Origin of the sequence: Streptosporangium sp. NPDC049248 (assembly GCF_040678965.1) — a bacterium.
In the GTDB taxonomy this organism is placed as follows: Bacteria; Actinomycetota; Actinomycetes; order Streptosporangiales; family Streptosporangiaceae; genus Streptosporangium; species Streptosporangium fukuiense.
Genome location: NZ_JBFAQY010000002.1, coordinates 407501 through 432270, shown reverse-complemented (window position 1 = coordinate 432270; position 24770 = coordinate 407501). Strand labels below are relative to the sequence as shown.

The window sequence follows — 24770 nt, the reverse complement described above, 5'->3', positions numbered from 1 at the left end:
AACTGGGATCATCGTCCACATGACCCGGATTCTCGCCCACCGTGACCTGATCGCCCTGCTCGACCCGGACGCCTGCATCGAGGCGCTGCGCGAGGGCTTCGTCCGGAGCGGCGCCGCGGCCGTCCCGGGGCAGCGGATCCACACCGACCTGCCGTTCCTCGGCACGGCCACCGCGCTGATCCCGGGGCTGCTGCCCGGGATCGACGCCTACACGGTCAAGGTCAACGCCAAGTTTCCCGGAGCCCGGCCCGCTCTGCGCGGGGTCATCTGCCTGCACAGCGGCCAGGACGGTGAACTGCTCGCGCTGCTCGACTCGGCGACCGTCACCGCCTGGCGAACCGGGCTGGCCGCGGCGCTCGGCACCCATGTCCTGGCCGCCGCGGGTTCCGGGGAGGGGACGGTCCTCGGCGTCATCGGCGCGGGTGCCCAGGCGGAGTTGATGGTCCTCGGTCTGCGACGGCTCCGTCGCGTGGGCGGCCTGGTCGTACACGACATCGATCCGGCCCGCGCGGCCTCGTTCGCCGCCCGGCACGGCGGTCACAGCGTCGGCACGGCCGCAGAGGTCGCCGCCCGCGCCGACATCGTCCTGGTCGCCACCTGGTCGCGCACCCCGCTGCTCCGTCTCGCCCTGGCCTGGTTCGCCTACCGGGAAGCCGAGCGCCGCGGCCTCGGCATCGAGGTCGACCTCCTCGGGCCTTCAGCCGGGTCGTTGTCGCCCGGGGGCCGGTGACCGCCTGTCCGGAAACCACTCGACCGGATCCGGATGCCCGTACACCGCGTCCGTGAACACCCTCAAGGAGTCGTCAGTGGAGGACAAGTCGACGGGGTGTTGAAACAGTCGGCACTTATTCGAGCTATATGTCCACACCATTACAGGGCCCACGGAGCGTGGTTCGGATGGCGTCGGTGACGGCAATCCTCCCTCGTAAGGAGGATAGCCCTATGTCGGGCGTTTCGGTGTTTAACGCTGGTGCGGAGTAATCGGCTGAATTCTGTGGGTAGTCTCCTCGCGGGTGGGTAGTGGTCCCGGGCCAGGCGCGAGCACACCGTGAGACGACGGGGAGACGATTCATGATCAGCGTCCTGATCGCCGAGGACATGCACCTGGTCCGGGGGGCCATGGTCGCCCTGCTCTCCACCGAGGACGACATCAAGGTCGTGGGAGAGGTCGGTCACGGCGACGAGGTGGTCCACTCCTGCCTGCACCACCGGCCGGACGTCGCACTCCTCGACATCGGCCTGCCCGGCACCGACGGGCTCACCGCCGCCGCGGAACTGCACAGAAGGCTCCCCGAGTGCGCCACGGTGATCCTGACCGGGCTCGCGACCCCGGCCGCGCTGCACCGCGCGCTGGACGCGGGGGTGCGCGGCTTCGTGGTCAAGGACACCCCGGCGAGCCAGCTCGCCGACTGCGTACGCCGGGTGGCCGCCGGCCAGCGGGTCGTCGACCCCGAGCTGGCCGTCGCCACCCTCAACGCGAAACCGAACCCGCTCACCCCGCGCGAACTGGAGGTCCTGCAGGCCGCGGCCGAGGGCGCACCGGTCGGCGAGATCGCCGACCGGCTCTGCCTGTCCGGCGGCACGGTGCGCAACTACCTGGCACGGATCCTCGCCAAGGTCGACGCCCGCACGCGCGTGGAGGCGGTCAGGATCGCCAAGGAGGCGGGTTGGCTCTGGTCCGACGACCTGACCGAACTCGGCCTGATCCGCTACCGGGGGATGAGCGGGCCGCCCGGCCGGGCGAACTCGGTTCGATAGGCCGCCGCCTCCGGGGTGTCGACCCCTGAGACGACCATCGACTTCCTCTGCATCGACCGGATATGACGATTTGTCGCACCAAGTGTGGTGTTGAGGAGAGTGCCCTGGCTGCCCTCCCTGTCCTGCTCCGCCGCATGCGGGGCGCCGGTGTGTGGGCGGTGGCACGCCGAGACGAGTTGACCTCAAGTTATCTTGAGGTAACACCATGGCTCGCATGAACGCGACAAGGATCAACGAACAGACCCGCGAGACCGAGATCGAGGCGATCAGGCGGGTGGTCGCCACGATCGAGCACTCCCAGAACAACGAACTCCCCGAGGAGTTCCTCGGTCTCTTCCGGCCCGACGCGATCTGGACGACGAGCGGGGGCAGACGCCTGATCGGCCGCGATGAGATCTCGGTCTTCACCCACCAGGTGCTCCCCGGCGGGATGAAGGACTCGACCGTCACCTTCGAGGTGGTGCACGTGCTGTTCATCCGCCCCGACGTCGCCGCCGTCAAGGTGCGCCAGCTGTACCGGACGCCCGACGGTCCCTCCGAGGGCACCCCGCTGTTCGTCATGTCCAAGGAGGACGGGCGGTGGCGCCTGACCGCCTGCCAGAACACCGGGGTTGCCGACTCGTGACCGGATCCGTGGGCGCGACCTTGGTCGGTGGCGGACACCGGCCGCCGCTCAGGATGAGAGCCCGGTGTTGCGGGCAGTGATCCTGGCCACTGCGTCCTCGGTAAGACCGCGGCTGGGCGGTTCAGGGTCGAGGCCGCGATGAATCGTGAGCCCTTCGATGAGGGCGTCGACCTGGCGTGCGGTGTCGGGGTCGAAGTGACGTTCGAGTTCGACGCGGCTGCGGCGCATCCACTCGTGGGTGATCGCGCGGAAGCGGGGTTCGCGGGCCGCCAGGGTGTAGAGCTCGAAGGTGAGGACCCGGTCGCGTGCCGCCCGCGGCCCGGTGAGGTCGTCGTGGATGAGGCTGACCACCGCTTCCTCGGCCTCGTCGATCGTTGTCGCCGCGCTGAGCCGCTCCTCGAAGCGCGTGATGATCGTCTCGGCGAAGCGGGAGAACGCCGCGAACAGCAACTCGTCCATGCCGTCGAAGTGGTAGGTCATCGAGCCCAGCGGTACGCCGGCCCGGGCGGCGATCTTTCGATGCGACGTGCCGGCCACCCCGGCCTCGGCGATCAGGTCCAACGTGACGTCGATCAGCCGACTCCGCCGGTCGGGTTCGGTGCGCCGGACCGTCACATGGTCTCCTCGTGGACTAGATCGACTTCACGACCCGCGCCGGGTTGCCGACCGCGACGGAGTTCGCGGGAACGTCCCTGGTGACGACCGCTCCCGCGCCGATCACCGAGTTCTCGCCGATGGTGACCCCGGGAAGGACGATGACGCCGCCGCCGAGCCAGACGTTGTCCCCGATCGTGATCGGTTTCGCCGCCTCCAGCTTGTCACGGCGCGGCTGCGGCTCCACGGGATGGGTCGGGGTGAGAAGTTGAACGTGCGGACCGATCTGGCAGTCCGCTCCGATCGTGATCGGGGCGACGTCGAGGGCGGTGAGGCCCGCGTTGACGAACGTGCGCGCGCCGACCGTGATGTGGCTGCCATAGTCGACGTAGACCGGTGCGCGCACGAACGCGGTCTCGTCGAGGTTGCCGAACAACTCGCGGGCGATCTCCTGCGCGGCGAGTCCGTCGTCGCCGTACGCCGCGAGAAACGTGGCCGACAGCTGCGCGGCACGCTGCTGCTGCTCGAAGATCTCGGGATCGTCGGCGATGTAGAGATCACCCGCGAGCATGCGTTCATGGTTGCTGCGGGAATCACCGGCGAAGTAGTCGCGGGACGGAGCGGGTGCGTCAGTCACGGAACGAACCTACAGCAGCATGTGTACGATCGTACACATGGCTTCTGTCTGCGGTTTGGCGCGTTTCGGATGTGGTGACGTCTGAGGATCCTCGGTCGTGGGCGGCGGGGCCGGATGGATCGGCTGACGTTTAGCGCCGTTGCTCCCACTCGGTCCGGGTGAGTTCGTACTCGACTTCGCCATGCTCGGAGCCTTCGATCGCCTCCGGCCAGTCCCCGGTGAAACTCCGGACGAACGACAGGCCCGCCTTCTCCATCACCCGCCGGGATCCCGTGTTGACCGCCATGGTGTTCGCGGTCACCCGCTCCACCCCGAGGTCGGTGAAGCCCTTGCGGATCAGGGCCCGCGATCCCTCCGTGGCATAGCCGCTGCCCCAGGCGGCCCTGTGCAGGCGGTAGCCGAGTTCGACCACGGTGGGGCTGTGGTCGGCCAGGGGCCTGAACTCGAACCAGCCCAGAAAAGCGTCGGTGTTCTTCTCCTCCGCGGCCCAGTAGCCACGGGTCCCGAAGCCCGGGTGGACATGGAGGAGCCGTGGCAGGGTCCACGCCTGGATCGTCTCAAGGCTCGTCGGCCGGCCGCCGTTGATGAAGCGCATGACGCCGGGATCGTTGTCCAGCACGAGCAGGTGGTCGGCGTCGGCCTCGGTGAACGCACGCAACACGAGCCGCTCGGTCTCCAGGAAGACGGGCATGCCCCGATCCTCACCGTCAGCGGCCGGGGCCGCCACGGAATATCCACGGCGGCAACCCGTCTGACCCGTCACCCCCGAGACCGGCCGATGTGGGATCGGTGGCGTGTCTCGGTGACAGGGCACACGGGCGACGATCTTGATCGTGTGGGAATCCCCGCATGCGGGATTCGCTTGACCTCAGTCATGGTCGAGGTTGCACGGTGGAGGCATGATCTTCACCGACGCAGAGTTGAAGTACCTCGTCGACCAGCATCTGGGCCGTCTGGCCACCATTGACCCCACCGGTGCGCCACAGGTCAATCCCGTGACATTCCAGATCAACCTGGACGCGGGAACCATTGACATAGGCGGTCCGGCATTCACACAGAGCAGAAAGTTCCGCAACGTTCAGCGTGACGCATGGGTCTCGTTCGTGGTCGACGACGAAATGGAAACACCCAACGCGTTGGGCCAGCGCGGTCGAGGCATCGAAGTGCGCGGACGCGCCGAGATCGTGGAACTGGATCCGCCCATGCTCGCGGTCTTCGACAGGGAGACCATCCGCATCCACCCACGGCGGATCGTGGCCTGGAACATCGAGGGGGTGAGCTACAACGGCCGCGATGTGATCTGACGGCAACCGCCCGCATCGGGGGGCTCGGTGCGGAACGGTTCCCGGGCCTGCCGGGCCGCGTTACCGGGAGGCAGGCGCCAGGCGGTCATCCGGTGAACTCCAGCGCCTGCTCACCGCCGTCGGAGCCGGGCGCGCTCTCAACCTCTACACCCGGATTTAACAGACCACTGGTAGTGGCGTTGCCGGTGCTTTTCGCGGCAGCGTATGGCCCGGCCGACGTATCTCGCAAACCGCCGATCAATCGGTTCTTCGGCAGCTGAGCCGGCGAGAGGTGCGCTGCCTGGCGGAGGACGCGGTGTTCGACGGGTGGTTGTCACGATGTGGCTCAGCGGAGCAGGCTGAGCTTGCCGACCAGTTTGTCGATCCTGTTGCGAGGGCCGACGAGGCTGAGCGCGCAGTAGGTCAGCTCCTCGCTCCCGGTGTCGGAGAGCCGGTCGAGGTATTCGTCGTAGACGCGCGAGGTCTGTGCGAGTTGGGGCATGTCGACGATCAGCAGTTCGTCTCCCTGGGCCGCGGCCCTGGCCCGAACGGCGCGAAGGGTGTCCGCGTCGGCGGCCAGGATGGAGCAGCCCGCCCAGGGCAGGCCCGGGTGGCGGCCACCGGAGGCGTCTTTGCCGTCATGCCCCACCATGTCGGGAAGGATCTTGCCGACGGTCGCGGACACGCAGGCGGCCGGCGGGCAAGGTCTCGTCGACGACGATGACCCACTTGAGTTTCGCCTGCCGGGTCGACAGGTCGGTACGGATGTCCGCACTGGACAGTTGCGGAGCGGACACCGGAGAGCTCCTTGAGGCTGCGGCGCGAACGGGGCGAGAAGGACGAGACGGGAGAGCCAAAGTCATCGATCGCCTCACCGAACGCCGTGAGATCGTGGAGGTGCAGACCGCGACGGTCTACGAGCACGTCCAGTCCCGCTGCATCGAGCTTGCCGGCGCCGACCGCTCCCGCACCTCGCGGAGAAGCCGCTGAGCACGGCGGCCGAGTGCCGCGCTGGCCGCCCGCTGTCCGAGGTCACCGCCGGGCGGTGAGGAGGTGTTCGGCGCGGTTCCGGGCCACCGCGCCGTCGTGACGCCGGCCTCGCGGGGCGGGGCGGTCCTGCCCCGCGAGGCCGGGAGGTCAACTCAGGAACGACTCCACCGCCTGCGCGGCCCGGTCGACGCCGCCGTCAGCCCGTACGGTCGCACGGATCTCCGCCAGGCGGGCGGCCACCTCCGCCGATCCCGCGACCTCCTCGACCGTGGAGCGCAAGGTCGCCGACGTGACCTCCTCGGTGGGCAGATGCCTTCCGACACCGAGTTGTTCGAGCATGGCCGCGTTGCCGAACTGGTCCACGGCCTGGGGGATCGCCACGGTCGGCACGCCGAACCACAGCGACTCGACGCATCCGCCCATTCCCGCGTGGGTGATGAACGCCGAGGCCTCGGCCAGTACGGCCAGCTGCGGCACGGTGCGGTGCACCTCGAAGCCGTCCGGGAGCGGACCGAGATCCGCGGGGTCGACGCGTCCGCCCACCGCGAGTACCACGTGCCAGTCCGAACCGGCGAAACCTTCGAGACACGCCCGGTAGATGTCGAGCCTGTCGTTGTAGGTGGTGCCGAACGAGACGAGCAGCACCCGCCTGCCACCGGCGGGCGGCGTCCAACCGGTCTCCGCCAGCCGCCGGGGAGAAAGGCACGGCCCCACGAACCGGACATTCGACGGCACCCGGTCGGCGTTGGGCTGCATCGCGCGCGGGATCAGGGAGAGGGCGTGGTCAGGGCGTGACTGCCAGTCCCAGGCGTCCCGCTCGATGCCGTTGTCGCGGAGCCAGGCGGTGAGCGCCGTGTGGTAGCGCTCGCCCGACTCCGACGTCCGCATCGCGTCGAGGGGTTCGGCCAGATCCTGCTCGTAGCCGTCCCACGCGACGAGCGTGGGGGAGAGCTGCACGGCGGGGATGCCGTACCGCACGGCCAGCACGGGCGCGGGCAGCCCGCCGATGTCATGGAGCAGGAGGTCCGGCCGGTCGTCGTCGTAGCGGTCGATGAGGTGCGGCAGCACCGCGATCGCCTCGTCGAGGAAGACGTGCATGGCCGAAGCGGGGTCGTCCGGCCAGTCGGCCTCGCTGGTCGGGAGCAGCGAGGGATGGGCGACGATTTCGGCGCCGGTGGGCTCCACCAGCCCGGTCAGGGCCTCACCGACCGCGTAGCTCACCCGGTGTCCACGGGATACGAGTTCGGCGATGACGGCCAGCGAGGGATAGATGTGACTCGGCGCGGTGCAGCCGATCATGGCGATGTGTTCGCGGGTACGCATGATGTCCTGTCGGTTCTCGAACGAGGTGTTCCGACGGCGCGCAGGAGAAGACCCGAAGGGCAGGGTCGCTCAAAAGGGGCCGCCCGACGGCGGGCAGGCCCGGCGGTCGCGCCGTGTCAGGCCGAGCGCAGGCGAATAAAATAGATCACGCGCGAGAGCCTAACCTGCCCACCCGTTTCAGCCAACCGAATTACTGCTGCGGCTTGTTCTTACGACGACTTCTTTCGATAGCGACAAGGGGGATCATCACGCCTGTCGCGTAGTCGGCCACCCCTGGCGAAGCCTCTGGGAATCCGCGCATGCGGGATTCGCTTGACCTCAATCATGGTCGAGGTTGCACAGTGAAGGGCATGATCTTCACAGACGCCGAGCTGAAGTACCTCGTCGACCAGCATCTGGGCCGTCTGGCCACCATTGACCCCACCGGTGCGCCACAGGTCAATCCCGTGACATTCCAGATCAACCTGGACACGGGAACCATTGACATAGGCGGTCCGGCATTCACACAGAGCAGAAAGTTCCGCAACGTTCAGCGTGACGCACGGGTCTCGTTCGTGGTCGACGACGAAATGGAAACACCCAACGCGTTGGGCCAGCGCGGTCGAGGCATCGAAGTGCGCGGGCACGCCGAGATCGTGGAACTGGATCCGCCCATGCTCGTGGTCTTCGACAGGGAGACCGTCCGCATCCACCCACGGCGGATCGTGGCCTGGAAGATCGAGGGGGTGGGCTACGACAGCCGCGATGTGATCTGACGGCGACCGCCGACGCCGGGGAGGGCACATGAGCACACAAGGCTCACGTGTCGGGGTGTCGTTAGGCTCCGCGTCAGGACGGGGCGAGGACGCAGAACTCGTGGCCCTCCGGGTCGGCCAGGCACGTCCACGGGACGTCGCCCTGGCCGAGGTCGAGGTCGGTGGCGCCGAGGGCCCGCAGCCGAGCCACCTCCGCTGCCTTGTCGTCACCGGGGTAGGGCAGCAGATCAAGATGGACGCGGTCTGGCACGGTCTTCACGCCGGGCGTGCGGAGGAACTCGAGATACGGGCCGACCCCCTTGGCGGAGCGCAACACCGCATGATCGTCGGTCACCTCGTGCAGGGTCCAGTCCATCGCCTCGCCCCAGAAGCGGGCCATGGCCCGCGGATCCGCGCAGTCGACCACCACCGCGGCGATCGGCCCGGTATCCAGGTAGGTCTCCCGAGGCTCCAGCACGCAGAACTCGTTGCCCTCCGGGTCGGCCAAAACCGTCCACGGCACGTCGCCCTGGCCCACATCGGCGAGCGTCGCGCCGAGATCCTGCAGACGCGCGACCAGGTCCGCCTGATGGTCCGCGGAGGTGGTGGCGAGATCGAGGTGCACGCGGTTCTTTGTTGTCGTCTTGGGTTCCGGGACGGGAACGATGTCGACGCAGACGGCGACCGGGTCCGGCCAGACGAAGTCGCCGACGGGTCCAACGTAGGTGGTCACGCCGGGGCTGTAAGCACTCCAGCCGAGCGTCTCCGCCCAGAACAGGCCGACCGCCGAGTCATCAAGCGCCTTTATGTTCACCTGAACAGGTCGCAGTGCCATGCCGGCGATCCTATGCACCCACTCTGCAACGACATCCGCAGATACCGTCGCCAAACAGAGATCAACCCGATCACCAGTCGCACGGCGCCAGGGCCCTGGCACGAATCGGCCCCTGGACCGAGGCCGCTGAAACCATGGCCGCGCACCGCGGTGTCGGCAATCGCCTCCTCGATGGTCGCCAAATCACGATCATGTCACTGATGGAACGCGGCCTCGGCCGGCAGGCTCGCGCCACAATCGAGTCCACCCCCTTGCGGAACCATGGGAGAACGCCGTCGCGGCCCTCCTGCGCAGTCGAGCCAGCGCGATGGCGCGCTCACGGAACTCAGACGAGTGAGGTGCAGGCACGAAGCACTTCCTTCCCAGCCGACACAGGGTCAACTCAGGTGAGGTGGCCGTGCTACGGGGGGAAGCTCAGTCGTCGCATCACATGGAGCGTTACATAGATGAAGCTTCAATCTCGCCACCGAAAGGCCACTCCGGACTGCCGCCCTCTTGGTGCCATAAATAAGTAAATCAGTTGTTTATGCTATTCACAACCAATGCTTGCGGGTAGATGCGCGGTCAGATGGCTATCCGTGGAACCAACGCCGCTGCGCGTCGTCCTTGGTTCGCGAGGGGCGACTCGCCAGCCCTGCCCGGAAGTCCCCAGAGGAGGGCACGGAAAGTGTGGCGGCTCTGGGGCATCCAAAGCCGCCGGCCTCAGAGCCCGTAGCGGCCGAGTATGTCTCGCCTGCGGGGGATGAGGAACTTCCGGGTCAACCGGCCGGTGGTGAGCCAGGCGATGGCGTCGCCGTTCCTGGTGCCGGCCAGCATCCGCTCGACCAGGTAGGGGGCGACGTCGTCGACGTGGTCGCACAGGATGTTGAGGATCCTGCGCTGTCTGTCCACCTGGTCCGGGGCGGCGGCGGCCTCCCGGAGCCATCCCTCGGTGATGAGGATGCCGGGTCTGACCTGCCCGACTCGTACGCCGGTGTCGGCCACCTCCTTGACCAGTGCCCGGGTGAAGGAGTCCAGGCCGCGTTTGGTGGCCGAGTAGACGCCCATGCCCGGACGGATGCTGCCGTCGCTGCCGCCGCCGAGGACGTTGAAGACCTGGCCGCCGCCCTGGGCGAGCATGCCGCGGACGGCGACCTGGGCGCCGTACACGGTGCCGAGCATGTTCGTGGTGACCATCGCGCGGACGTCGTCGGGTGTGGTCTCGATGATGGGGCGGGTGGTGTGGGCGACGCCGGCGTTGTTGATCCACAGGTCGACCCCGCCGAGCGCCTCCACCGCGGCGCTCCACAGCGCCTCGACCTGCTCGGCATCGGTGACGTCCACGGCGCGCCCGTGAACCGTGGCCTTTCCGGACGCCTCCGGGCGCAGCCGCTCGACGGCGTCGTCCACCGCCGCCTGGGTACGGCCCGAGACGAGTACGGAGTGCCCGCGCCGGAGCAGCTCGCGGGCGAACGCGAAACCGATTCCCTTGGTGCTGCCGGTGACGACTGCCTTCCGCATGGCCACTCCCGAAGACGTTCTCCCCGCCGCACCGGTCGCGATCCCGCAGGGGCGGTGCGCGGCAGCCGGCAGGGAGGCGGACAGCTGAGCATCGGCGTTGATCTTACGTCGCCGTCCACACCCTCGGATAGACCGATCACCACTGTCCGAGGACGCGGACGTGGGTGTTCAGGACAGGGCCGAGAAGTGAGGTGGGACGGTCGCCGATGGCGACGGTGCCCTCGCACCGGGGCGGAGGAGTCGGTCTAGGCCGCGGAACGGTTCGCGAGCGGACGGCGGCGCCGGGCGGTGTCGGCCAGCACCGGTGGGCGCCAGGCACCGTCCGGCTGGTAGGCGTTGGTCCCGGGCGGCACGATTTCGTCGATCCGGTCAAGGGTCGCGTCATCGAGGGTGAGTGAGGCGCCCTTCAGCAGCGTCTCCAGCTGGTCCATCGTTCGCGGCCCTACGATGACCGAGGTGACGCCGGGATGTGCCACGGTGAAGGCCACGGCCAGTTCGGGCAGCGAGCAGCCGATGCCGTCCGCGACCTCCACGAGCTGTTCGACGATGTCCAGCTTGCTGGCGTTCACCGGAAGCGAGGGATCGAAGCGTGCCGGTGTCAGTGCCGCACGACCGGTGGTGAGATCGATGGGCTGGCCTTTGCGGTACTTGCCGGTCAGAAAGCCCGAGGCCAGCGGGCTCCAGGTCAGCACCCCCATTCCCAGCCGCTGGCAGACCGGCAGCACGGAGGTCTCGATGCCCCTGGCCAGCAGTGAGTACGGCGGCTGCTCGGTCCTGAAGCGCAGCAGGCCGCGGCGCTCGGCGACGTGATGCGCTTCGACGATCTCCTCGGCCGGGAATGTGGAGCAGCCGAAGGCGCGGATCTTGCCCTGGTGCACCAGATCGCTCAGCGTGCCGAGCGTCTCCTCGATGTCGGTCGTGTGGTCGGGGCGATGGATCTGGTAGAGGTCGATCCAGTCGGTGCGCAGGCGCCTGAGGCTCTCCTCGACCTCCTTGACGATCCAGCGCCGGGAGTTACCGCTGCGATTCGGGCCCTCGCCCATCTGGAAGTGCACCTTGGTGGCGAGCACGACGTCGTCACGGCGGCCGCGCAACGCCTTTCCCACGATCTCCTCCGACTCGCCCGCTGAGTACATGTCCGCGGTGTCGACGAAGTTGATCCCCTGATCGAGGGCTGTATGGATGATGCGGGCACACTCGTCGTGGTCGGGGTTGCCGACAGCGCCGAACATCATGGTTCCAAGGCAGTGGGCACTCACTTCGATGCCGGTACCACCGAGAACGCGGTAGTGCATGGTCAAACTCCCTTAGTGGTCGCAAACCGGGGTGATCATGCGGCGTACTCTAGGTTCTAGAGTCGGCTCTAGGGCAAGCCCCTAAGGTGAAGGGCATGCCGAAAGTCGAACAGGATCTGAGCATCGGACAGGTCGCCGAACGCACCGGTTTGAGCGTGCACACGCTGCGCTTCTACGAGCGTGAAGGCGTCCTGGCCAATCCCGTGAGCCGTGGCCCCGGCAGACGTCGTCTCTACAGCGAGGACGACGTGGAGTGGCTGCGGCTCTGCGTCATCCTCCGCACCTCCGGCATGCCCCTCCCCGAGATCCGCCGGTACACCGACCTCGTCAGGCAGGGTTCCGGCACCGAGGGAGAACGGCTCGCGCTGCTGCGCCGGCACCGGGAGCAGGTGCTCGCCCAGATGGACAGGCTGACCCGGTGCCTGGACCTGATCACCTTCAAGGTCGGCGTGTACGAGGACCACCTCGAACACGGCCCCGCCAAACAGGGATGCGATGCGTCGTCACTGCCTGAGCGGCAAGAGCAGGATCAGCATGGTGTGTCACCTCTGTGAGTTGAGGGTGGGAGTACGAATCAGAGGCACACGTCACCAAGGAAAAGGTTCGCTTCCGTACACTCCCCGCGGTTGTCGGCTCCTCGACGTTGAGGGTGAAGAACCGGTTCTGCGGAGGTGATCTGCCGGCTTTCAAGGCGTGGACCATGGGAAGCGCGTCGGCGCCGACCTGCCAGCCGATCGATCAGCAGCGACGCGTCCAACGCTTGCCCACGAACACGTTGCGGCACTCGCTGGAGGTTGACTCCAGAGATTTGTGGCCTGGGCATCAGCGGTGTGACATCAGGCGTTCACGGCCGAGAAGCCGATCAGAGGTGCATGCCGGGTTTGTTGGCGAACACCCAGCGGTTGCTTGCCAGGGCGTCGTTCGGCTCAGGTAGTGGGCCGCGACCGTGGTGGCGGGTGAAGTCGAAGGGGGTGCGGGTCGCGGTGGACCAGCCCGACTCCCGCAGGTGGCCGACGGAGTCGGGGCGCGGCTCCCTGTCGAACAGGGCGAGCAGATCGATGCCGATCTGCTGCCTGGTCGCGAGGTAGACGGGGCCGGTGCGGACCTCCGGGGACTCCACCCCCAGCTTGACCTCGAAGGCCAGGGTGCTTCCCTCGGCGCTCAGGCGGTTCACGGTGTCGATGAGACACCGCTCGGCGGCCGGTGGGAGATAGAGCAGCAGGCCCTCGGCCAGCCACGAGGTCGGCACGGCCGGGTCGAAGCCGGTGTTCAGCAGCGACCGGGCCCAGTCCTCGCGCAGATCGGCGGCGATCGGGCGGCGGGTGACCGCCGGGGCGGCGGCGAGGTCGTCGAGCACCCGGTGTTTGAACGCCAGGACGCCCTCGCGATCGATCTCGTAGACGACCAGGCCCGGCGGCCAGTCGAGCCGGAAGGCCCGCGTGTCGAGGCCCGCGCCGAGCAGAACGACCTGCCGGGCGCCCGCGTGGACGGAGCGGATCAGGAAGTCGTCGAGGACTCGGGTGCGCAGGCCGAAGTAACGCCCCAGCCTGCCCCACAGGGGGTTGGCGTCCCCGTCCGGCACCTCCGCCGGGCGGACCGGCCAGGCCGCGGACACCTCGGCGGCGCGTACGAAGTGCTCGGCGTAGGCGTCGCCGGCCAGGGCGTCGGGCCGGTAAGTCTCGATCGCCCGCGCGGCGGCGACCATGAGGGCGGTCAGGCCGACACCGCTTTCGACACCCGGCACGAGTCCTCCTCTATTCCTTACCTCGAAGGCCGGACGTTTCAGCTGCCGTAATTCCGATCAGATCGGCCCACCGACCAGGTGATCGCCCGGAATTCCGATTTTTTCCGGATGGTAGTAGTCCTTGATGCCGGTGGCCCAGACCGAGACCATGATCTGGTCGGCGTCCGACGGCCCGAACGCGTCGAAGAGGGCGTCGATGTTCTCACGCTCGAAGCCGATGGCCGTCATGAGCGCCATGAAGACGTCCCGCTCGATGAGCCCGTCGCCGTCCGGGTCGCCCAGCGCGGCCAGTGCCTCGGCGAAGTCGGTGATCGCCGGGTCGAACCGCTCAGGGGAGAGGACGCACGCGGCGTACTCCTCGAAGCTGATACGGCCGTCGTGGTCGGCGTCCAGTTCGGCGGCGAGGGTCGTCCAATAGCGCCGGAAAGCGGCCAGCATGGCGGCTTTGGTCGCGTCGTCGGAATCGGGGGCCGCCGTGATGACACGGGTCGCCATGAGTTCGAAGTCCTCGGCTTCGAGGTGGCCGGTGCCGTCCGCGTCGAGCAGGACGAAAATGAGTTTTACCCGATCGATGGCTGCTTTCTGCATCTCCTGTTGCCTTTCTTTGGCTGCCACTCGCAATGAGGGCCGAGAACAGGGCTCCGACTGTACACGACCATGCCGGGCGATGACCCGGATGTTTGCGATGTGATCGGCGGCCGAAGAGGTCGAATACGACCAGCGGAATAATTGCCATTAAATATCAAATAGCCTAATTGTTCAGGCTGCTTGCGTCACCGCTCTGGTCGGCTGTTCACCAGGGGGTTCGGTGATGGCGCTCAGTTGTCCGGGGCCGGGTCGATCGAGGCTGTGGCGGGTGGTCCGCGTGACGGCGGGAGTGCCCGGGAAGGGTTCGACGATCAGCGGCGGTCCGCGGAACCCGCGATGACGTTCGAGGCATGGGGGCGGGAAGAACCGCTGTCCGGTGACGAGCGCGGGAGAGGTTGGACGGGCGTGCCGACGAGAGCTACGCTACTGGTCGTTCGCAACTATAAAACGCACACGTCTACCGGTTAATGATACCACGAGGAGTGCTGTTGTCAAGCGAGGCGCTGCGTGCGGAGCAGGAGTACGTGTCGATGCTGTACGGCCGGCTCGACGAGCTCTGTGAACACGTCACCGGACGGCTGGCGCGGGTGCTCGCGACCTCCGGTGGCAACGCCCAGGCACGTGTCGAGAAGGACGCCGCACACGCCGCCTACGCCGAACGCCTCGCCCGGCTCAACGCGGCCGAGCACGGCCTGTGCTTCGGACGGCTCGACATGCTCGACGGTGAGTGCCGCCACATCGGCAGGATGGGCCTGCTCAGCGAAACCGGGGACGCCGGGCACGCCGAGGACGCCGAGGACACGGCCCCGCTGCTCATCGACTGGCGGGCCCCGGCCGCCCGCCCGTTCTACCTCGCCACCGCGGTCACGTCGGAGGGCGTCCGGCTGCGCCGGCACATCAAGGACCGCGACCGTACGGTGACCGAGATCCATGACGAGTTGCTCGACCTCGAATCCGCGGCGGGGGCCAGGCACGAGGGGCTCGCGGGCGAGGCCACCCTGCTGGCCGCCCTGAACGCCGGCCGGACCGGCCGGATGACCGACATCGTCCAGACGATCCAGGCCGAGCAGGATCGCATCATCCGGTCCGAGCACACCGGGGTGCTCGTCGTGCAGGGGGGACCGGGGACGGGAAAGACCGCGGTGGCGCTGCACCGGGCGGCCTACCTGCTCTACACCCGCCGGCGGCAGCTGGCGCGGCGGGTGGTGCTGGTGGTCGGACCGAACACCACGTTCCTGCGATACATCGGGAACGTGCTTCCCGCACTGGGCGAGACGAGCGTGCTGCTGTCGACCGTCGGCGGGCTGTATCCCGGGGTGACCGCGGAACGGGAGGAGACGCCCGAGACCGCCGAGGTGAAGGGCCGGCTGGCGATGGCCGAGGTGGTCGCCGCCGCCGTACGCGATCGCGAGTGGGTACCGGGGGACCACCTCGAGGTGGAGTACGAGGGAGAGACGCTGCGCCTGGACAGGCGGACCTGCGAGCGGGCGCGCGACCTGGCGCGGGTCTCGCTGTCCCCGCACAACCCGGCCAGACCGCTCGTGGTCCGGGAGATCAGCAGGGTCCTCGCCGAGCAGTACGCCGAACGTGTCGGCACCGATCCGTTCGACGGTGAGCGTCTGCTGGACGACGGCCAGGTGGAGAGCATCCGCCGGGAGATGCTCACCGACGAGGCGGTCCTGGCCGCACTCGATGAGCTCTGGCCCGACTTGACGCCGCAGCGGCTGCTCACGGATCTGTTCGGCTCTTCGGACCGCATCGCCTCGGCGGCGCCGGGGTTCACCCCCGAGGATCGGGCGCTGCTGCTGCGGGAGCCCGGCGGCGGCTGGTCGCCCGCCGATGTGCCGCTGCTGGACGAGGCGGCCGAACTGCTCGGTGAGGACACCCGGGCGGAGCGGATCCGGCAGGAGTACGAACGGCGCGAGCGGGTCTCCTACGCCCAGGGCGTGCTGGACGTCGCGATGGGGTCGCGGGCCACCGATCTGGAGGACGACCAGGAGGCCGAGATACTCACGGTCAACGACCTGGTCGACGCGGACAGGCTCGCCGAGCGGCACCAGGAGGCGGACCACCGTACCTCGGCCGAGCGCGCGGCCGCCGACCGGACCTGGACGTTCGGCCACGTGATCGTCGACGAGGCCCAGGAGTTGTCGGAGATGGCCTGGCGGCTGCTGATGCGGAGATGCCCGGCCAAGTCGATGACCGTCGTCGGCGACACGGCGCAGAGCGGGGACCCGGCCGGCACCCTGTCCTGGGGGCGGGTGCTCGACCCCTACGTCAAGGGGCGCTGGCGGCTTGAGAACCTCACCCGGAACTACCGGGTGCCGGCTGAGATCATGGCCGTCGCCACCGAGGTGCTGGCGGAGATCGGCGCAGACCTTGAGGCGCCCGTCTCGGTACGGGAGAGCGGCGTCGAGCCCTGGGGGCTTCGCGTGTCACCGGAGGAACTCGCCGACCGGCTGATCGAGGTCGTCGCGATCGAGGCCGCCAGGCTGACCGACCGGCGGCTGGCGGTCATCACGCCGGACTCGCTGCTGGAGCCGCTCGGCCTCGCGATCGCGGCGGGTGTGCCGGAAGCGTCCGTCGGTGAGGACCCCAGTGCGCCCAGCCCCGTCGTCGTGCTGAACGTCAGGCAGGCCAAGGGCCTGGAGTTCGACGAGGTGCTGGTGGTCGAGCCGGGCCTGATCGTCGCCGAGTCGCCGCGCGGGCTCAACAACCTGTACGTAGCCCTGACCCGTGCCACCCGCCGGCTGGGCGTGCTGCACACCGCGGAGCTCACGCCGCCATCGGCCATGCCGCGGGTGCTGGACGCGAGGCTTGATCGGCAACGGAACGAGAAGCGGCGCTAGCGAGCCGACGTGCTCTTTGACCGTCTCCACGTCGGGCACCTGCCCGGCGCCGGCCACACCCAGCGGCGGCGCCCAGATCGAGGCTCCCGAACCGGGGCTGAACGGTGCCGGGCTTAACCGATGAAGTGCTCTATACCGATCCCCGCGGCCGCGAGAAGGGCGGAAAGGGAGGTGATGGCGAACAAGAAGAGAGCGCATCCGCCCGAGGGAGGTTTCGGCGAGTTCATTTTGGCGGCGGTCTCGCGGTAGAGCTTTACGGCGGGGTCGTTTTCGTCATTGTAGTCCCCGTCGTGGTAGCTGATCATCTTCGCGGCGCACAATGCGCAGAGCCTTCCCTCTGACACCTCATTGCCGCAGCCGTTGCATTTCGCCATGCTCTCCACCTCCGCGTGATCCGGTTATCGGAGCGTATCGATCTAGGCGGAGCCTTACACCCAATATGAGGGACAAACCAAGTAAGCCGGAAAAGGGCAACGGCGGTGAGCGCACAGGACAGAACGACAACTCTGGCCGGTCACCCGGCGTCACCCCGGGTCAACGTTTCAACGCCGGTTTCCTCACCGATCCGGTCTCGTGGATCGTCCGGTGGCAGATCACCGAAACCCGCTCTCACCGAGCGGCACCACGGGCCTCGTGGCATCGGTCGTCGTCCCTTTTCCGGAGCCCGGTGGTATCGGCGAAATTCTCAACGGATATGCAGGTCAGAGTTCCCCCAAGGACCTCCGTGCACAGCGTGGAAGTGTCGGTAGGAGTCGCGTCGCCAGGTACACGCGATTGAGTACGCCCAGCCCAACGGTGCCTTACTGGTCGCTGGGAAGGTGGCTGCCGGCGTCTTCGAGCTACCGGGCAGCGGCGGGGACGTCCGGCTGGCCCACCAGCTCAGGCGGGGCGGCACCTGCTGGAGCAGATCGCCCCGCTGATCGCCCAGGTCCGCTCCGCCGGAGGCGTCGCCCCGCCGGAGCCGACCCTGCACGACTGGCAGGCCCGCCTGTCCGCCCGGGGCCGCGCCATGCTCACCGGCGCCGCCGACCTGGACGCCTACCTCCGCGCCCGCGAACCCTGAGGCCGGGTCACGCCCACCACCGGAAGCGGCACGGCCACGAACGGAGACCGGGCACGGGTGACGGGGGCTTGCGCGGACCATGATCGGGCACGTTCCTGTCGGTGAACCTGGAGTTCGTGTCCGTTTTCGGCGGGGGGCGCGCTCCCGGACGAGCGCCGCCCGGCCTTGGCGGTAACCGTCGCCTTGTCGAATGATCCATCCGAACCGTTCGGTCGGCTGATCAACCGGCTTCCGGCTCGCTCCCAAAAGCAGCGGCCGGGCCGGGCTCAAGGACAGCGATCTCCCAGGAGATGCCCACTACGAGCTGCCCGTCCGGATGCCAGGCCAGAGCGGAGATCGGCCAGGGGAATCGCACCGGGGGCGCCGTCTGCTTCCCGGTCCGTAGGTCCCACATCCTGAGGGTCCGGTCCCAGCCTCCAGATACGGCCTGCCGCCCTCGGATCGCCACCGCTGTCACCGCGCCCGCGTGGCCCGCCAACGGCCGGTCCCGGCCGTCGCGCAGGTCCCACAGCCGCAGGCCTCCGCCTCCGACGAGGGCGAGGTCGCCCTCTACCGCGACCGCGTGGACCACGCCGGTGGGCAGACTCCCCAGCCGCTCACCGGTGCGCACGTCCCATAGCCGGGTCGTCCCGTCGGAGCCACCGGTGAGAATCGTCCGGCCCGTGACGGCGACCGCGTCGATCGCGCAGGGGGACACCGCGCATCGTGACTCGCCGGTCCGCAGGTCCCAGATGCCGACCAGGCCGTCCTCCCCGCCGCTGACGGCGGTGGAGCCGGTGGCCGCCAGCGCGTGTACGGCACCGACGTGGCCGGATAGGACCTGGATTTCCCCGGTTTCCATGCCCCACGTCCGGATCAAGCCGTCGTTCCCTCCGGCGGCGAGGACGATACACCGGCCGTCGACCGTGGCGGTTGCCACCGCCGTGATCAAGGAGCCCTGGCTTGTGAACTTTCCGGAATGGCGCGTGCCATCGGCCAGATCTTTGACGCCGAACCAGCGGCCTTCCTCGTACGCGAAGACGACGACGGGCCGCCCGTAGGCGACGCCGAGCGCGACGGCCCCGACCCGGGGATTGCCAGGGAGGGGCCTGCTCCGGCGGGTGCGCAGGTCCCATACTCGTACGGCCCCGGAGGAGGCGCAGGTAACGGCCAGATGCCCCACCGTGGCGATGCCCCGGCCGGACTCGCCGAGCGGCTTGCCCCACTCCTCGCCCGTGCGTAGGTCCCACACCCGCCCCCGCCTTCCGGCGGCCCCGGCGACCGCGACGGAACGACCGTTCACCTCGGCGGTGGCCACAGCCGTGACCCGGCCGGGCACGGATCTCCCACGCTGTCTGCCGGTACGCAGGTCCCAGATCCGCAACGTGTCATCCTCACCGGAGGTGACGGCGACGGGGCGCCCTGCCACATGAGCGGTCGCCACCGCACGCACCGGTCCGACGTGGCCGGTCAGCGGCTCGCCATACCGCTTCCCGGTGCGGAGGTCGAAGATCTGCACCGTTGCGTCGTCGCCGCAGGTGACGATTCGCTTACGGCCGTCCAGCCGTACCGTGGCCACGCCGTTGACCGCGGCACCGTGCCCGACCGTCCACACCCTCCGCCCACCGCGGACCCGCACCGTGTCGTAGCGCACGGTCAGGATGAGGAACCTCCCGACATCCTTGACCGTCGCCAGGGGCCAGGCCTGGTGAACGGCGTCAAACGTCCACGACTCGCCGGTGACCGGATTCCACGCCTCCAGGCGACCGTGGTAGGGCACGAGAACGATGTCGCCCATGAACGCCACCGTCTCCACCGGGTACCGCCCGAGCCGCCTCTCGCGCAGCGGCCGGGCCGTACGCAGATCCCAAGAACGCAGCACGCCGTTGTCGCTGCCGGTGATCGCGACGGGCATCCCGCCCACCATTCCCGCAGCCACGCTGCACACCCCACCCGTCTGGTTGTCCCAAGAGGGGCGTACCTGCTCATTCCACTGCATGCCGCCAGCCCAGGCGACCCGCCAGGCGTCGTGCTCCGACTCCAGGCGCGGCTCACCGGTCGCGCCGTAGCGGGCCGCGTGCACCTGCAGCAGCCACCTGCGAACATCGGGAACGGCCCGGGAGAACTCCTCTCCCGAGGCCAGGTAGGCCGTGCGGTAGCACTTGGCCCACTGGCCACCGACCTTGTCCAGCGTCGGGAACAACCGATCGGGATCGGCATGGATCAAAGGGCGAGCACCGTTCCACAGGAACGCATCCAGCCGCCCGCCCCGAATCGCTCGCTCAAGCCTCCCCATACGGAGATCGGACAGGTCACGCGTGGCCGATCCGCCTCGCGGGCAATCGCTGATCCGCGCGGCGGTGGCCGACCGGCTGTCTTCGGGGCTCACCATCTCCTCCCTTTGCCGTTACCGGCGTCCGCAGGCTTGGCCTTGGTCGCGCCAGATACCAGAGCCCATGACGAGGTTAGGGGCCGGTACTGGTAAACGGCTTGTGGATCACTCCAGCACCTCAAGAGGGGGCCCGCACTGGTGACCTCGCGTAATCAACCGTCGCGTATTCGATCTGGCGGAGGGCTGTCAGCTTCACCGAACGTAGCCGTCGATGGGGCATAGTGGCTGCGGCTTGGCCGTAGGTCATTCAGCGGCAGGGCGGCGCTTCTTCCCTTCCGGTGTGAAGGTGAAGGTGTCCCTGAATGGCCCCTTCCCGCAGCGGACGGCGAGGAGGATGGGCTCGCCATAGATCGGCGGCCAGGTCGACTCGGCTTCGAGGTCGGTTCCGTTCCAGAGGTGGAAGAAGAGCATCGGCTTCTTCGCCTGCTCGGTCAGGTAGCCGAGTGTCTTGCCGTAGAGGGGGTTGTTGCCGCCGAAGAGCACCGAAGGCGGACCGAAGGTCTCAAGCACCTCGCTGAGCAGGCGATCCTGGGCAACCCAGGTGCTGAGCTTCTGGCGCATGGACTCATGCTCGTCGGCCGTAAGCACCCTGTCTGCTTCCAGCCACCCACGAGCACGGACAAACTCCGCATAGACCGACGCAACGCCGTATTCGTAATCACCTGGCACCAAAGCCCTGAACGCTCCTGTCACGCCGATCGAGGTGAGGGTTCCGCGAGACTCCAGCGCCTGCCGCTCCTCGGTCCACGCCTCGTCCTGGCGCTCGACGTAGACGAGGTGATCGAGTAGCAGCTGCAGAGCCATCTCCCCGCCGAACAATCCAGGGCGGCGAAGTGCCTGGTTGAGCCGGCCGACGAGGTAGTCACGAATCTCAGAAGGGGAGCGTGGCCCGGAGGATGCTGTCATAACACCATCTTCGCCTCAGGAGGTGAGACGCCGGGGACCTCGCGTGATCGACTGTCGCATGTTCGGTTTGCGAAGGGTCACCGGATGTGGTCGTAGCCTGGTGCGTAGCGGCTCCAGGGGCTGCCGGCCTCGGCGGTGAGATGGGCGGTCTGCGGCGCTTGGAACGCCGGGACAGCCATTAGCGGTACGGGCTGTTCGAGCAGGTCAGGGCGGTGTACCCGTGGATTCGCCGGAACCCGAGGTCGTCTACGGTCAGCCGTTCCCGGAGCGGCACCGGGCGGCGCCCAGGACCCGTCGCCGCGAGACCACTCCGGCCCGGCGAGCGGTTGAGGCGCCTGAGCCGGTGTATGGCGCCACCCCCGCGTGAGCAGGCCCCCTCTGCCAGGGCGGCGCCCAGCACCGGACCGAGTCATCCCCGACCGGGGCCGGCACACGATTCCTCGGCTTCACCACCCCGACACCGCCAACGTGTGACACGCGGCGAATGGAGCGATGTTCCAGCAGGCCGCTAAGTTTGGATTATCTTTCCGTTCTTCGCGTTGTGTTCCTCGCCGGTTCATTTGGGCCGCCTAACGTCCCCTGCGTGGTTGAAACAACTGCTACCAGCATGAACGTGCTTGAACTTATCCGCTCGTCGGCGCCGGACCTGTCGCCGTCGGAGCAGCGGGTCGCACGGACGGTGCTCGCCGCACCCCTTGAGGTGATCCATCGCTCGGTGACCCAGATGGCTCAGGAGTCGGGCAGCTCAGTGGGGAGCGTCATGCGCTTCTGCCAGAGCCTCGGGCTGCGAGGTTTCCAGGACCTCAAACTGCGGCTAGCCCGCGAGTCCATCCCGGCCGAGCGGCAGCTGCTGGCAGAAGTAGCCTCCGGTGACGGGCCGGCCGAGGTCGCGCGGAAGGTACTCACCGGTTCGGCGGTCGCCCTTCAAGACGCGGCGCAGACCGTCGACACCGACCGGCTGGGCGCGGTCGCGGAGCTTCTCACGGGGACGCCGCGGATCCTGTTCATCGCGGTCGGCACCTCCGCCCCGCTGGCCGCCGATGTGGCCTACCGGCTCACCACGATCGGCCTGCCCGCGTCGTTTCCGGCCGACGTGCATGTTCAGCACGTGACGTCACGCATGCTACGCCCAGGCGACGTCTGCTTCGGGATCTCCCACACCGGGTCGACCACCGAGACGCTCGCTTCCATGCGCGCCGCCCGACAGAGCGGGGCCACGACCGTCGCGCTCACCAGCTTCGCCAGCTCCCCGTTGACCGAGCTCGTCGACCACCTGCTGGTCGCGGGGAGTAGAGAGACCGCGTACCGCATCGAGTCGATGACCAGCAGGGTCGTCCACCTCGTCGTGCTGGACGCGATCTTCACCCTGATAGCACTGCGAAGCCGCACCAGCAATGAGGCTCTGGCAGCCACCGCCGATGCCCTCACCGACCATCGGATCTGAAGGATCACCATGATCGGATATGTCGTCGACCATCTGGGCCGTCCGCGTGCGGGAGTGACCCTGAGCGACGGGATCACTCTCACCACCACCTCCGCCGACGGAAGGTTCCATATCGTTCCCCAAGGTCCGTTCGTCTTCCTCACCCGTCCGGCAGGCTGGACCTGCGCGCCCTGGTTCGTGCCCGCCACGGCCGCCGAGGTGACCTTCACGCTGACACCCGACAACCAGCCCGACCTCTACCGGTTTGTTCATATCTCCGATACGCACATCAGCACAGACAACGGTGCGAGGCTCTACCAGGAACCAGTCGAGATGGGCAGCCGCGACGGGCTGGCCGAGTTCCTGAGGAGCCTGCCCGAGCGAGTGCCGGGACTGCACTCGGTGATCGCCACCGGCGACCTGACCGATTCGGGAGTGGACGCCGAGTACGAGGCGCTCCGCCTCGCCGTCCACGACAGCCCCGTTCCCGTGCATCTGCTGCCCGGCAACCACGACCACATGGCGGGAAGGCACGGGTTCGAGACCTCCCGCAACAACTACTTGATCAACACCGGAGACCCCTCGGGCTACGAGCGCAACGTAGGCCCGCGTTGGTACTCCTTCGACCTGCCGGGCCTGCATGTGGCGGCGCTCGACTGGCACACCCACGAACTGGGTCTGGATCATGAACTCCAGGACGCCTGGCTGCGCGCCGACCTGGAGTCGCTCGCCGCGGGGACGCCGTGGATCCTGCTCAGCCACGACCAGCCCGGCCTGTCGATCCTGGAAGGCCTGCCCCACCAGCCGCTGGCCACCTTCTCCGGCCACTGGCACACCTCAAGGGTCATTGAGGTCGGCGGAACGCTGCACGTCAACACGCCCACGCCGCTCTTCGCGGGCCTGGACTACAGCCCGCCGTCCTACCGGGTGGTGACCTGGGACGGCGAGCGGATCACGCTGGAGACCCGAGCGGTCGCCCCCGCAGGTCTTGAACGCTCCACCTTCTCCGCGCCGATCCATGCCGTGGCGGTGCCCCGCCCGGTTCGCTGGCGGCACCAGCTTCCCGGCCCCGGACAGCGGGCCGCCGTCCGCGTCGCCGAAGATCTGGTCCTGTCCGCTGTCGTCGACGAGGACAGAGCCGCGGGCGGGGTCGACGCGATCGACCTGGCCTGCGGATCGCTGCGATGGCGTACGGCACTGCGTTCGGCGGTCAAGGGGACGCCCGCGGTCCACGCGGACGTGGTCATCGCGGTCGAGGTGTCCGGCGACGTCGTCGGCCTGGATCTTGCCGACGGGACGGAGCGGTGGCGTACCACTTCACCCGATCCGCTGCGGAGGTTCGCTTTCACTCCGCCCGTCGTGGCCGGCGACCTGGTCATCGTGGGTGACCTGGCGCACCTGCGCGCACTCGACGCCCGCACAGGCGAGCCGCGCTGGGAGCGCGTGGACCTGGCCCCGCACATCAACCTGGTCGGCAACGCGGCCCCAGTCGTGTCCGGAGACCTCGTCCATGTCGGCAGCCTGGGCGTCCCGCCCACCATGATCTGCCTGGAGGTCGACACCGGCGCCACCGTCTGGCCGACCGGCTACTCGACCGCCTCGCTCGCCGACCGGCTGCGGCAAGATGCCTCCCCGGTCGGCACGCCGCTCCTCGACAAGGGCGACCTGTACATCCCGACCAGCAAAGGCGTCGTCAAAGTGGACGGCGGAAGCGGCGAGGTCCTGTGGCAGGTGCGTAACCGCAGGGGGTTCGTGCCGACGACTCCAGTGGCGGTGCCGCACGGCATCGCGGTCGTGGACGGGGGCACCGACCTGGTGCTGCTGAACAGGAGGGACGGCGCGGAAATCTGGCGGACCACCTTCCAGGCCGCCGGCCCCTTCTCTATGACCAGCTACGCGGTCACACCGCACCCGGTCTTCGCCTCTCCCTCACAGGTGACCGTGGATGGTACGGAGCTCCTGCTGGTACCCGGCCTCGATGGGCGGATCCACGTGGTCATCGCGCAGACCGGAGAGCGTCGCGACGACATCGAATTGGATGTTCCGATCGCCGCGTCCCTGGCGGTGACGGGGGATACCTTGCTGGCCGTCGGCGTCGACGGCGGCGTGCTCGCGATCGACCGGCGGGTGCTGGGATGACATCCGATGCGTCAGTGCCGCCGCACGAACGGGTGACCGCCGCACTGCCGGTCGGATCCGCGATCGCCCTAGCCCCCACCGGCCATGGTCACAACACGCTGGGCATCAGGCCC

23 protein-coding genes and 1 pseudogene are annotated in these 24770 nt (G+C 68.4%); 11 read left to right on the top strand and 13 right to left on the bottom strand.

Features of this window, described 5'->3' with window-relative positions; translation table 11 throughout:
* The first annotated feature begins 19 nt into the window (after positions 1-19).
* From AB0K21_RS05745 to AB0K21_RS05735, 3 genes are all read left to right on the top strand, one after another.
* Positions 20-730, top strand: coding sequence for a hypothetical protein (locus AB0K21_RS05745; protein WP_364148104.1), 711 nt, complete (start codon positions 20-22; stop codon positions 728-730).
* Positions 731-1071: 341 nt separating this feature from the next.
* Positions 1072-1758: a response regulator transcription factor gene (locus tag AB0K21_RS05740; RefSeq protein WP_364148101.1), complete on the top strand. Its 687-nt coding sequence runs from the start codon at positions 1072-1074 to the stop codon at positions 1756-1758.
* Between the two features lie 214 nt (positions 1759-1972).
* Positions 1973-2383: an SgcJ/EcaC family oxidoreductase gene (locus AB0K21_RS05735; RefSeq protein WP_364148098.1), complete on the top strand. Its 411-nt coding sequence runs from the start codon at positions 1973-1975 to the stop codon at positions 2381-2383.
* Positions 2384-2431: 48 nt separating this feature from the next.
* Here the strand turns inward: AB0K21_RS05735 and AB0K21_RS05730 are convergent, their stop codons facing one another.
* From AB0K21_RS05730 to AB0K21_RS05720, 3 genes are all read right to left on the bottom strand, one after another.
* A complete protein-coding gene (locus tag AB0K21_RS05730; protein ID WP_364148094.1) occupies positions 2432-2998 on the bottom strand; it encodes a TetR family transcriptional regulator in 567 nt (188 codons plus the stop codon).
* Between the two features lie 16 nt (positions 2999-3014).
* Complete coding sequence (locus tag AB0K21_RS05725) at positions 3015-3548, bottom strand: sugar O-acetyltransferase (protein WP_364148389.1); 534 nt, start codon at positions 3546-3548, stop codon at positions 3015-3017.
* A gap of 196 nt (positions 3549-3744) precedes the next feature.
* Positions 3745-4305 (bottom strand): GNAT family N-acetyltransferase, encoded by a 561-nt coding sequence (locus AB0K21_RS05720; protein ID WP_343963445.1) that lies wholly within the window; start codon positions 4303-4305, stop codon positions 3745-3747.
* 208 nt (positions 4306-4513) lie between these two features.
* On the opposite strand from AB0K21_RS05720, the gene AB0K21_RS05715 reads away from it, so the two are divergent.
* Positions 4514-4918, top strand: a complete 405-nt coding sequence (locus AB0K21_RS05715; protein ID WP_364148090.1) for a PPOX class F420-dependent oxidoreductase — start codon at positions 4514-4516, stop codon at positions 4916-4918.
* A 325-nt stretch (positions 4919-5243) separates the two neighbouring features.
* On the opposite strand, the gene AB0K21_RS05710 is transcribed toward AB0K21_RS05715, so the two are convergent.
* A complete protein-coding gene (locus AB0K21_RS05710) occupies positions 5244-5582 on the bottom strand; it encodes a DUF2000 domain-containing protein (RefSeq protein ID WP_364148087.1) in 339 nt (112 codons plus the stop codon).
* A 35-nt stretch (positions 5583-5617) separates the two neighbouring features.
* On the opposite strand from AB0K21_RS05710, the gene AB0K21_RS05705 reads away from it, so the two are divergent.
* A complete protein-coding gene (locus AB0K21_RS05705) occupies positions 5618-5887 on the top strand; it encodes a hypothetical protein (protein WP_364148085.1) in 270 nt (89 codons plus the stop codon).
* A gap of 147 nt (positions 5888-6034) precedes the next feature.
* Here AB0K21_RS05705 and AB0K21_RS05700 read toward each other — a convergent pair whose 3' ends face one another.
* A complete protein-coding gene (locus AB0K21_RS05700; RefSeq protein ID WP_364148082.1) occupies positions 6035-7210 on the bottom strand; it encodes a macrolide family glycosyltransferase in 1176 nt (391 codons plus the stop codon).
* Between the two features lie 350 nt (positions 7211-7560).
* Here AB0K21_RS05700 and AB0K21_RS05695 point away from each other — a divergent pair, with 350 nt between their 5' ends.
* Complete coding sequence (locus AB0K21_RS05695) at positions 7561-7965, top strand: PPOX class F420-dependent oxidoreductase (RefSeq protein WP_364148079.1); 405 nt, start codon at positions 7561-7563, stop codon at positions 7963-7965.
* Positions 7966-8038: 73 nt separating this feature from the next.
* Here AB0K21_RS05695 and AB0K21_RS05690 read toward each other — a convergent pair whose 3' ends face one another.
* From AB0K21_RS05690 to AB0K21_RS05680, 3 genes are all read right to left on the bottom strand, one after another.
* On the bottom strand, positions 8039-8779 hold the full coding sequence (locus AB0K21_RS05690; RefSeq protein WP_364148077.1) for a VOC family protein: 741 nt from the start codon (positions 8777-8779) through the stop codon (positions 8039-8041).
* Between the two features lie 702 nt (positions 8780-9481).
* The gene (locus AB0K21_RS05685; RefSeq protein ID WP_364148074.1) at positions 9482-10279 is read right to left on the bottom strand and encodes an SDR family oxidoreductase; all 798 of its coding nucleotides are present in this window, start codon (positions 10277-10279) and stop codon (positions 9482-9484) included.
* A gap of 245 nt (positions 10280-10524) precedes the next feature.
* Positions 10525-11574, bottom strand: coding sequence for an aldo/keto reductase (locus AB0K21_RS05680; RefSeq protein ID WP_343963463.1), 1050 nt, complete (start codon positions 11572-11574; stop codon positions 10525-10527).
* Positions 11575-11669: 95 nt separating this feature from the next.
* Between AB0K21_RS05680 and AB0K21_RS05675 the strand changes: the two genes are divergently transcribed.
* Positions 11670-12128 carry a MerR family transcriptional regulator gene (locus AB0K21_RS05675; RefSeq protein WP_343963465.1) on the top strand — a complete coding sequence of 153 codons (459 nt, stop codon included), beginning with the start codon at positions 11670-11672 and terminating at the stop codon, positions 12126-12128.
* A gap of 308 nt (positions 12129-12436) precedes the next feature.
* Here the strand turns inward: AB0K21_RS05675 and AB0K21_RS05670 are convergent, their stop codons facing one another.
* A complete protein-coding gene (locus tag AB0K21_RS05670) occupies positions 12437-13318 on the bottom strand; it encodes a class I SAM-dependent methyltransferase (RefSeq protein WP_343963467.1) in 882 nt (293 codons plus the stop codon).
* A gap of 57 nt (positions 13319-13375) precedes the next feature.
* Positions 13376-13906: an EF-hand domain-containing protein gene (locus AB0K21_RS05665; RefSeq protein ID WP_364148069.1), complete on the bottom strand. Its 531-nt coding sequence runs from the start codon at positions 13904-13906 to the stop codon at positions 13376-13378.
* A 482-nt stretch (positions 13907-14388) separates the two neighbouring features.
* On the opposite strand from AB0K21_RS05665, the gene AB0K21_RS05660 reads away from it, so the two are divergent.
* On the top strand, positions 14389-16755 hold the full coding sequence (locus AB0K21_RS05660; protein ID WP_364148066.1) for an AAA family ATPase: 2367 nt from the start codon (positions 14389-14391) through the stop codon (positions 16753-16755).
* A 113-nt stretch (positions 16756-16868) separates the two neighbouring features.
* Here AB0K21_RS05660 and AB0K21_RS05655 read toward each other — a convergent pair whose 3' ends face one another.
* Entirely contained in the window at positions 16869-17129 is a 261-nt protein-coding gene (locus tag AB0K21_RS05655; protein WP_364148064.1) for a hypothetical protein, read from the bottom strand.
* 483 nt (positions 17130-17612) lie between these two features.
* Between AB0K21_RS05655 and AB0K21_RS05650 the strand changes: the two are divergent.
* Positions 17613-17818: pseudogene (locus AB0K21_RS05650) on the top strand (MerR family transcriptional regulator); the annotation flags it as partial.
* A gap of 220 nt (positions 17819-18038) precedes the next feature.
* Here the strand turns inward: AB0K21_RS05650 and AB0K21_RS05645 are convergent.
* Together AB0K21_RS05645 and AB0K21_RS05640 are read right to left on the bottom strand one after the other, a co-directional pair.
* Positions 18039-20024 carry a WD40 repeat domain-containing protein gene (locus tag AB0K21_RS05645; protein ID WP_343963474.1) on the bottom strand — a complete coding sequence of 662 codons (1986 nt, stop codon included), beginning with the start codon at positions 20022-20024 and terminating at the stop codon, positions 18039-18041.
* A gap of 408 nt (positions 20025-20432) precedes the next feature.
* Positions 20433-20993 (bottom strand): hypothetical protein, encoded by a 561-nt coding sequence (locus tag AB0K21_RS05640; protein WP_343963477.1) that lies wholly within the window; start codon positions 20991-20993, stop codon positions 20433-20435.
* A gap of 709 nt (positions 20994-21702) precedes the next feature.
* Here AB0K21_RS05640 and AB0K21_RS05635 point away from each other — a divergent pair.
* Positions 21703-22539 carry a MurR/RpiR family transcriptional regulator gene (locus tag AB0K21_RS05635; protein ID WP_343963480.1) on the top strand — a complete coding sequence of 279 codons (837 nt, stop codon included), beginning with the start codon at positions 21703-21705 and terminating at the stop codon, positions 22537-22539.
* Between the two features lie 9 nt (positions 22540-22548).
* Complete coding sequence (locus AB0K21_RS05630) at positions 22549-24657, top strand: PQQ-binding-like beta-propeller repeat protein (protein ID WP_364148060.1); 2109 nt, start codon at positions 22549-22551, stop codon at positions 24655-24657.
* The last annotated feature ends 113 nt before the right edge of the window (positions 24658-24770 follow it).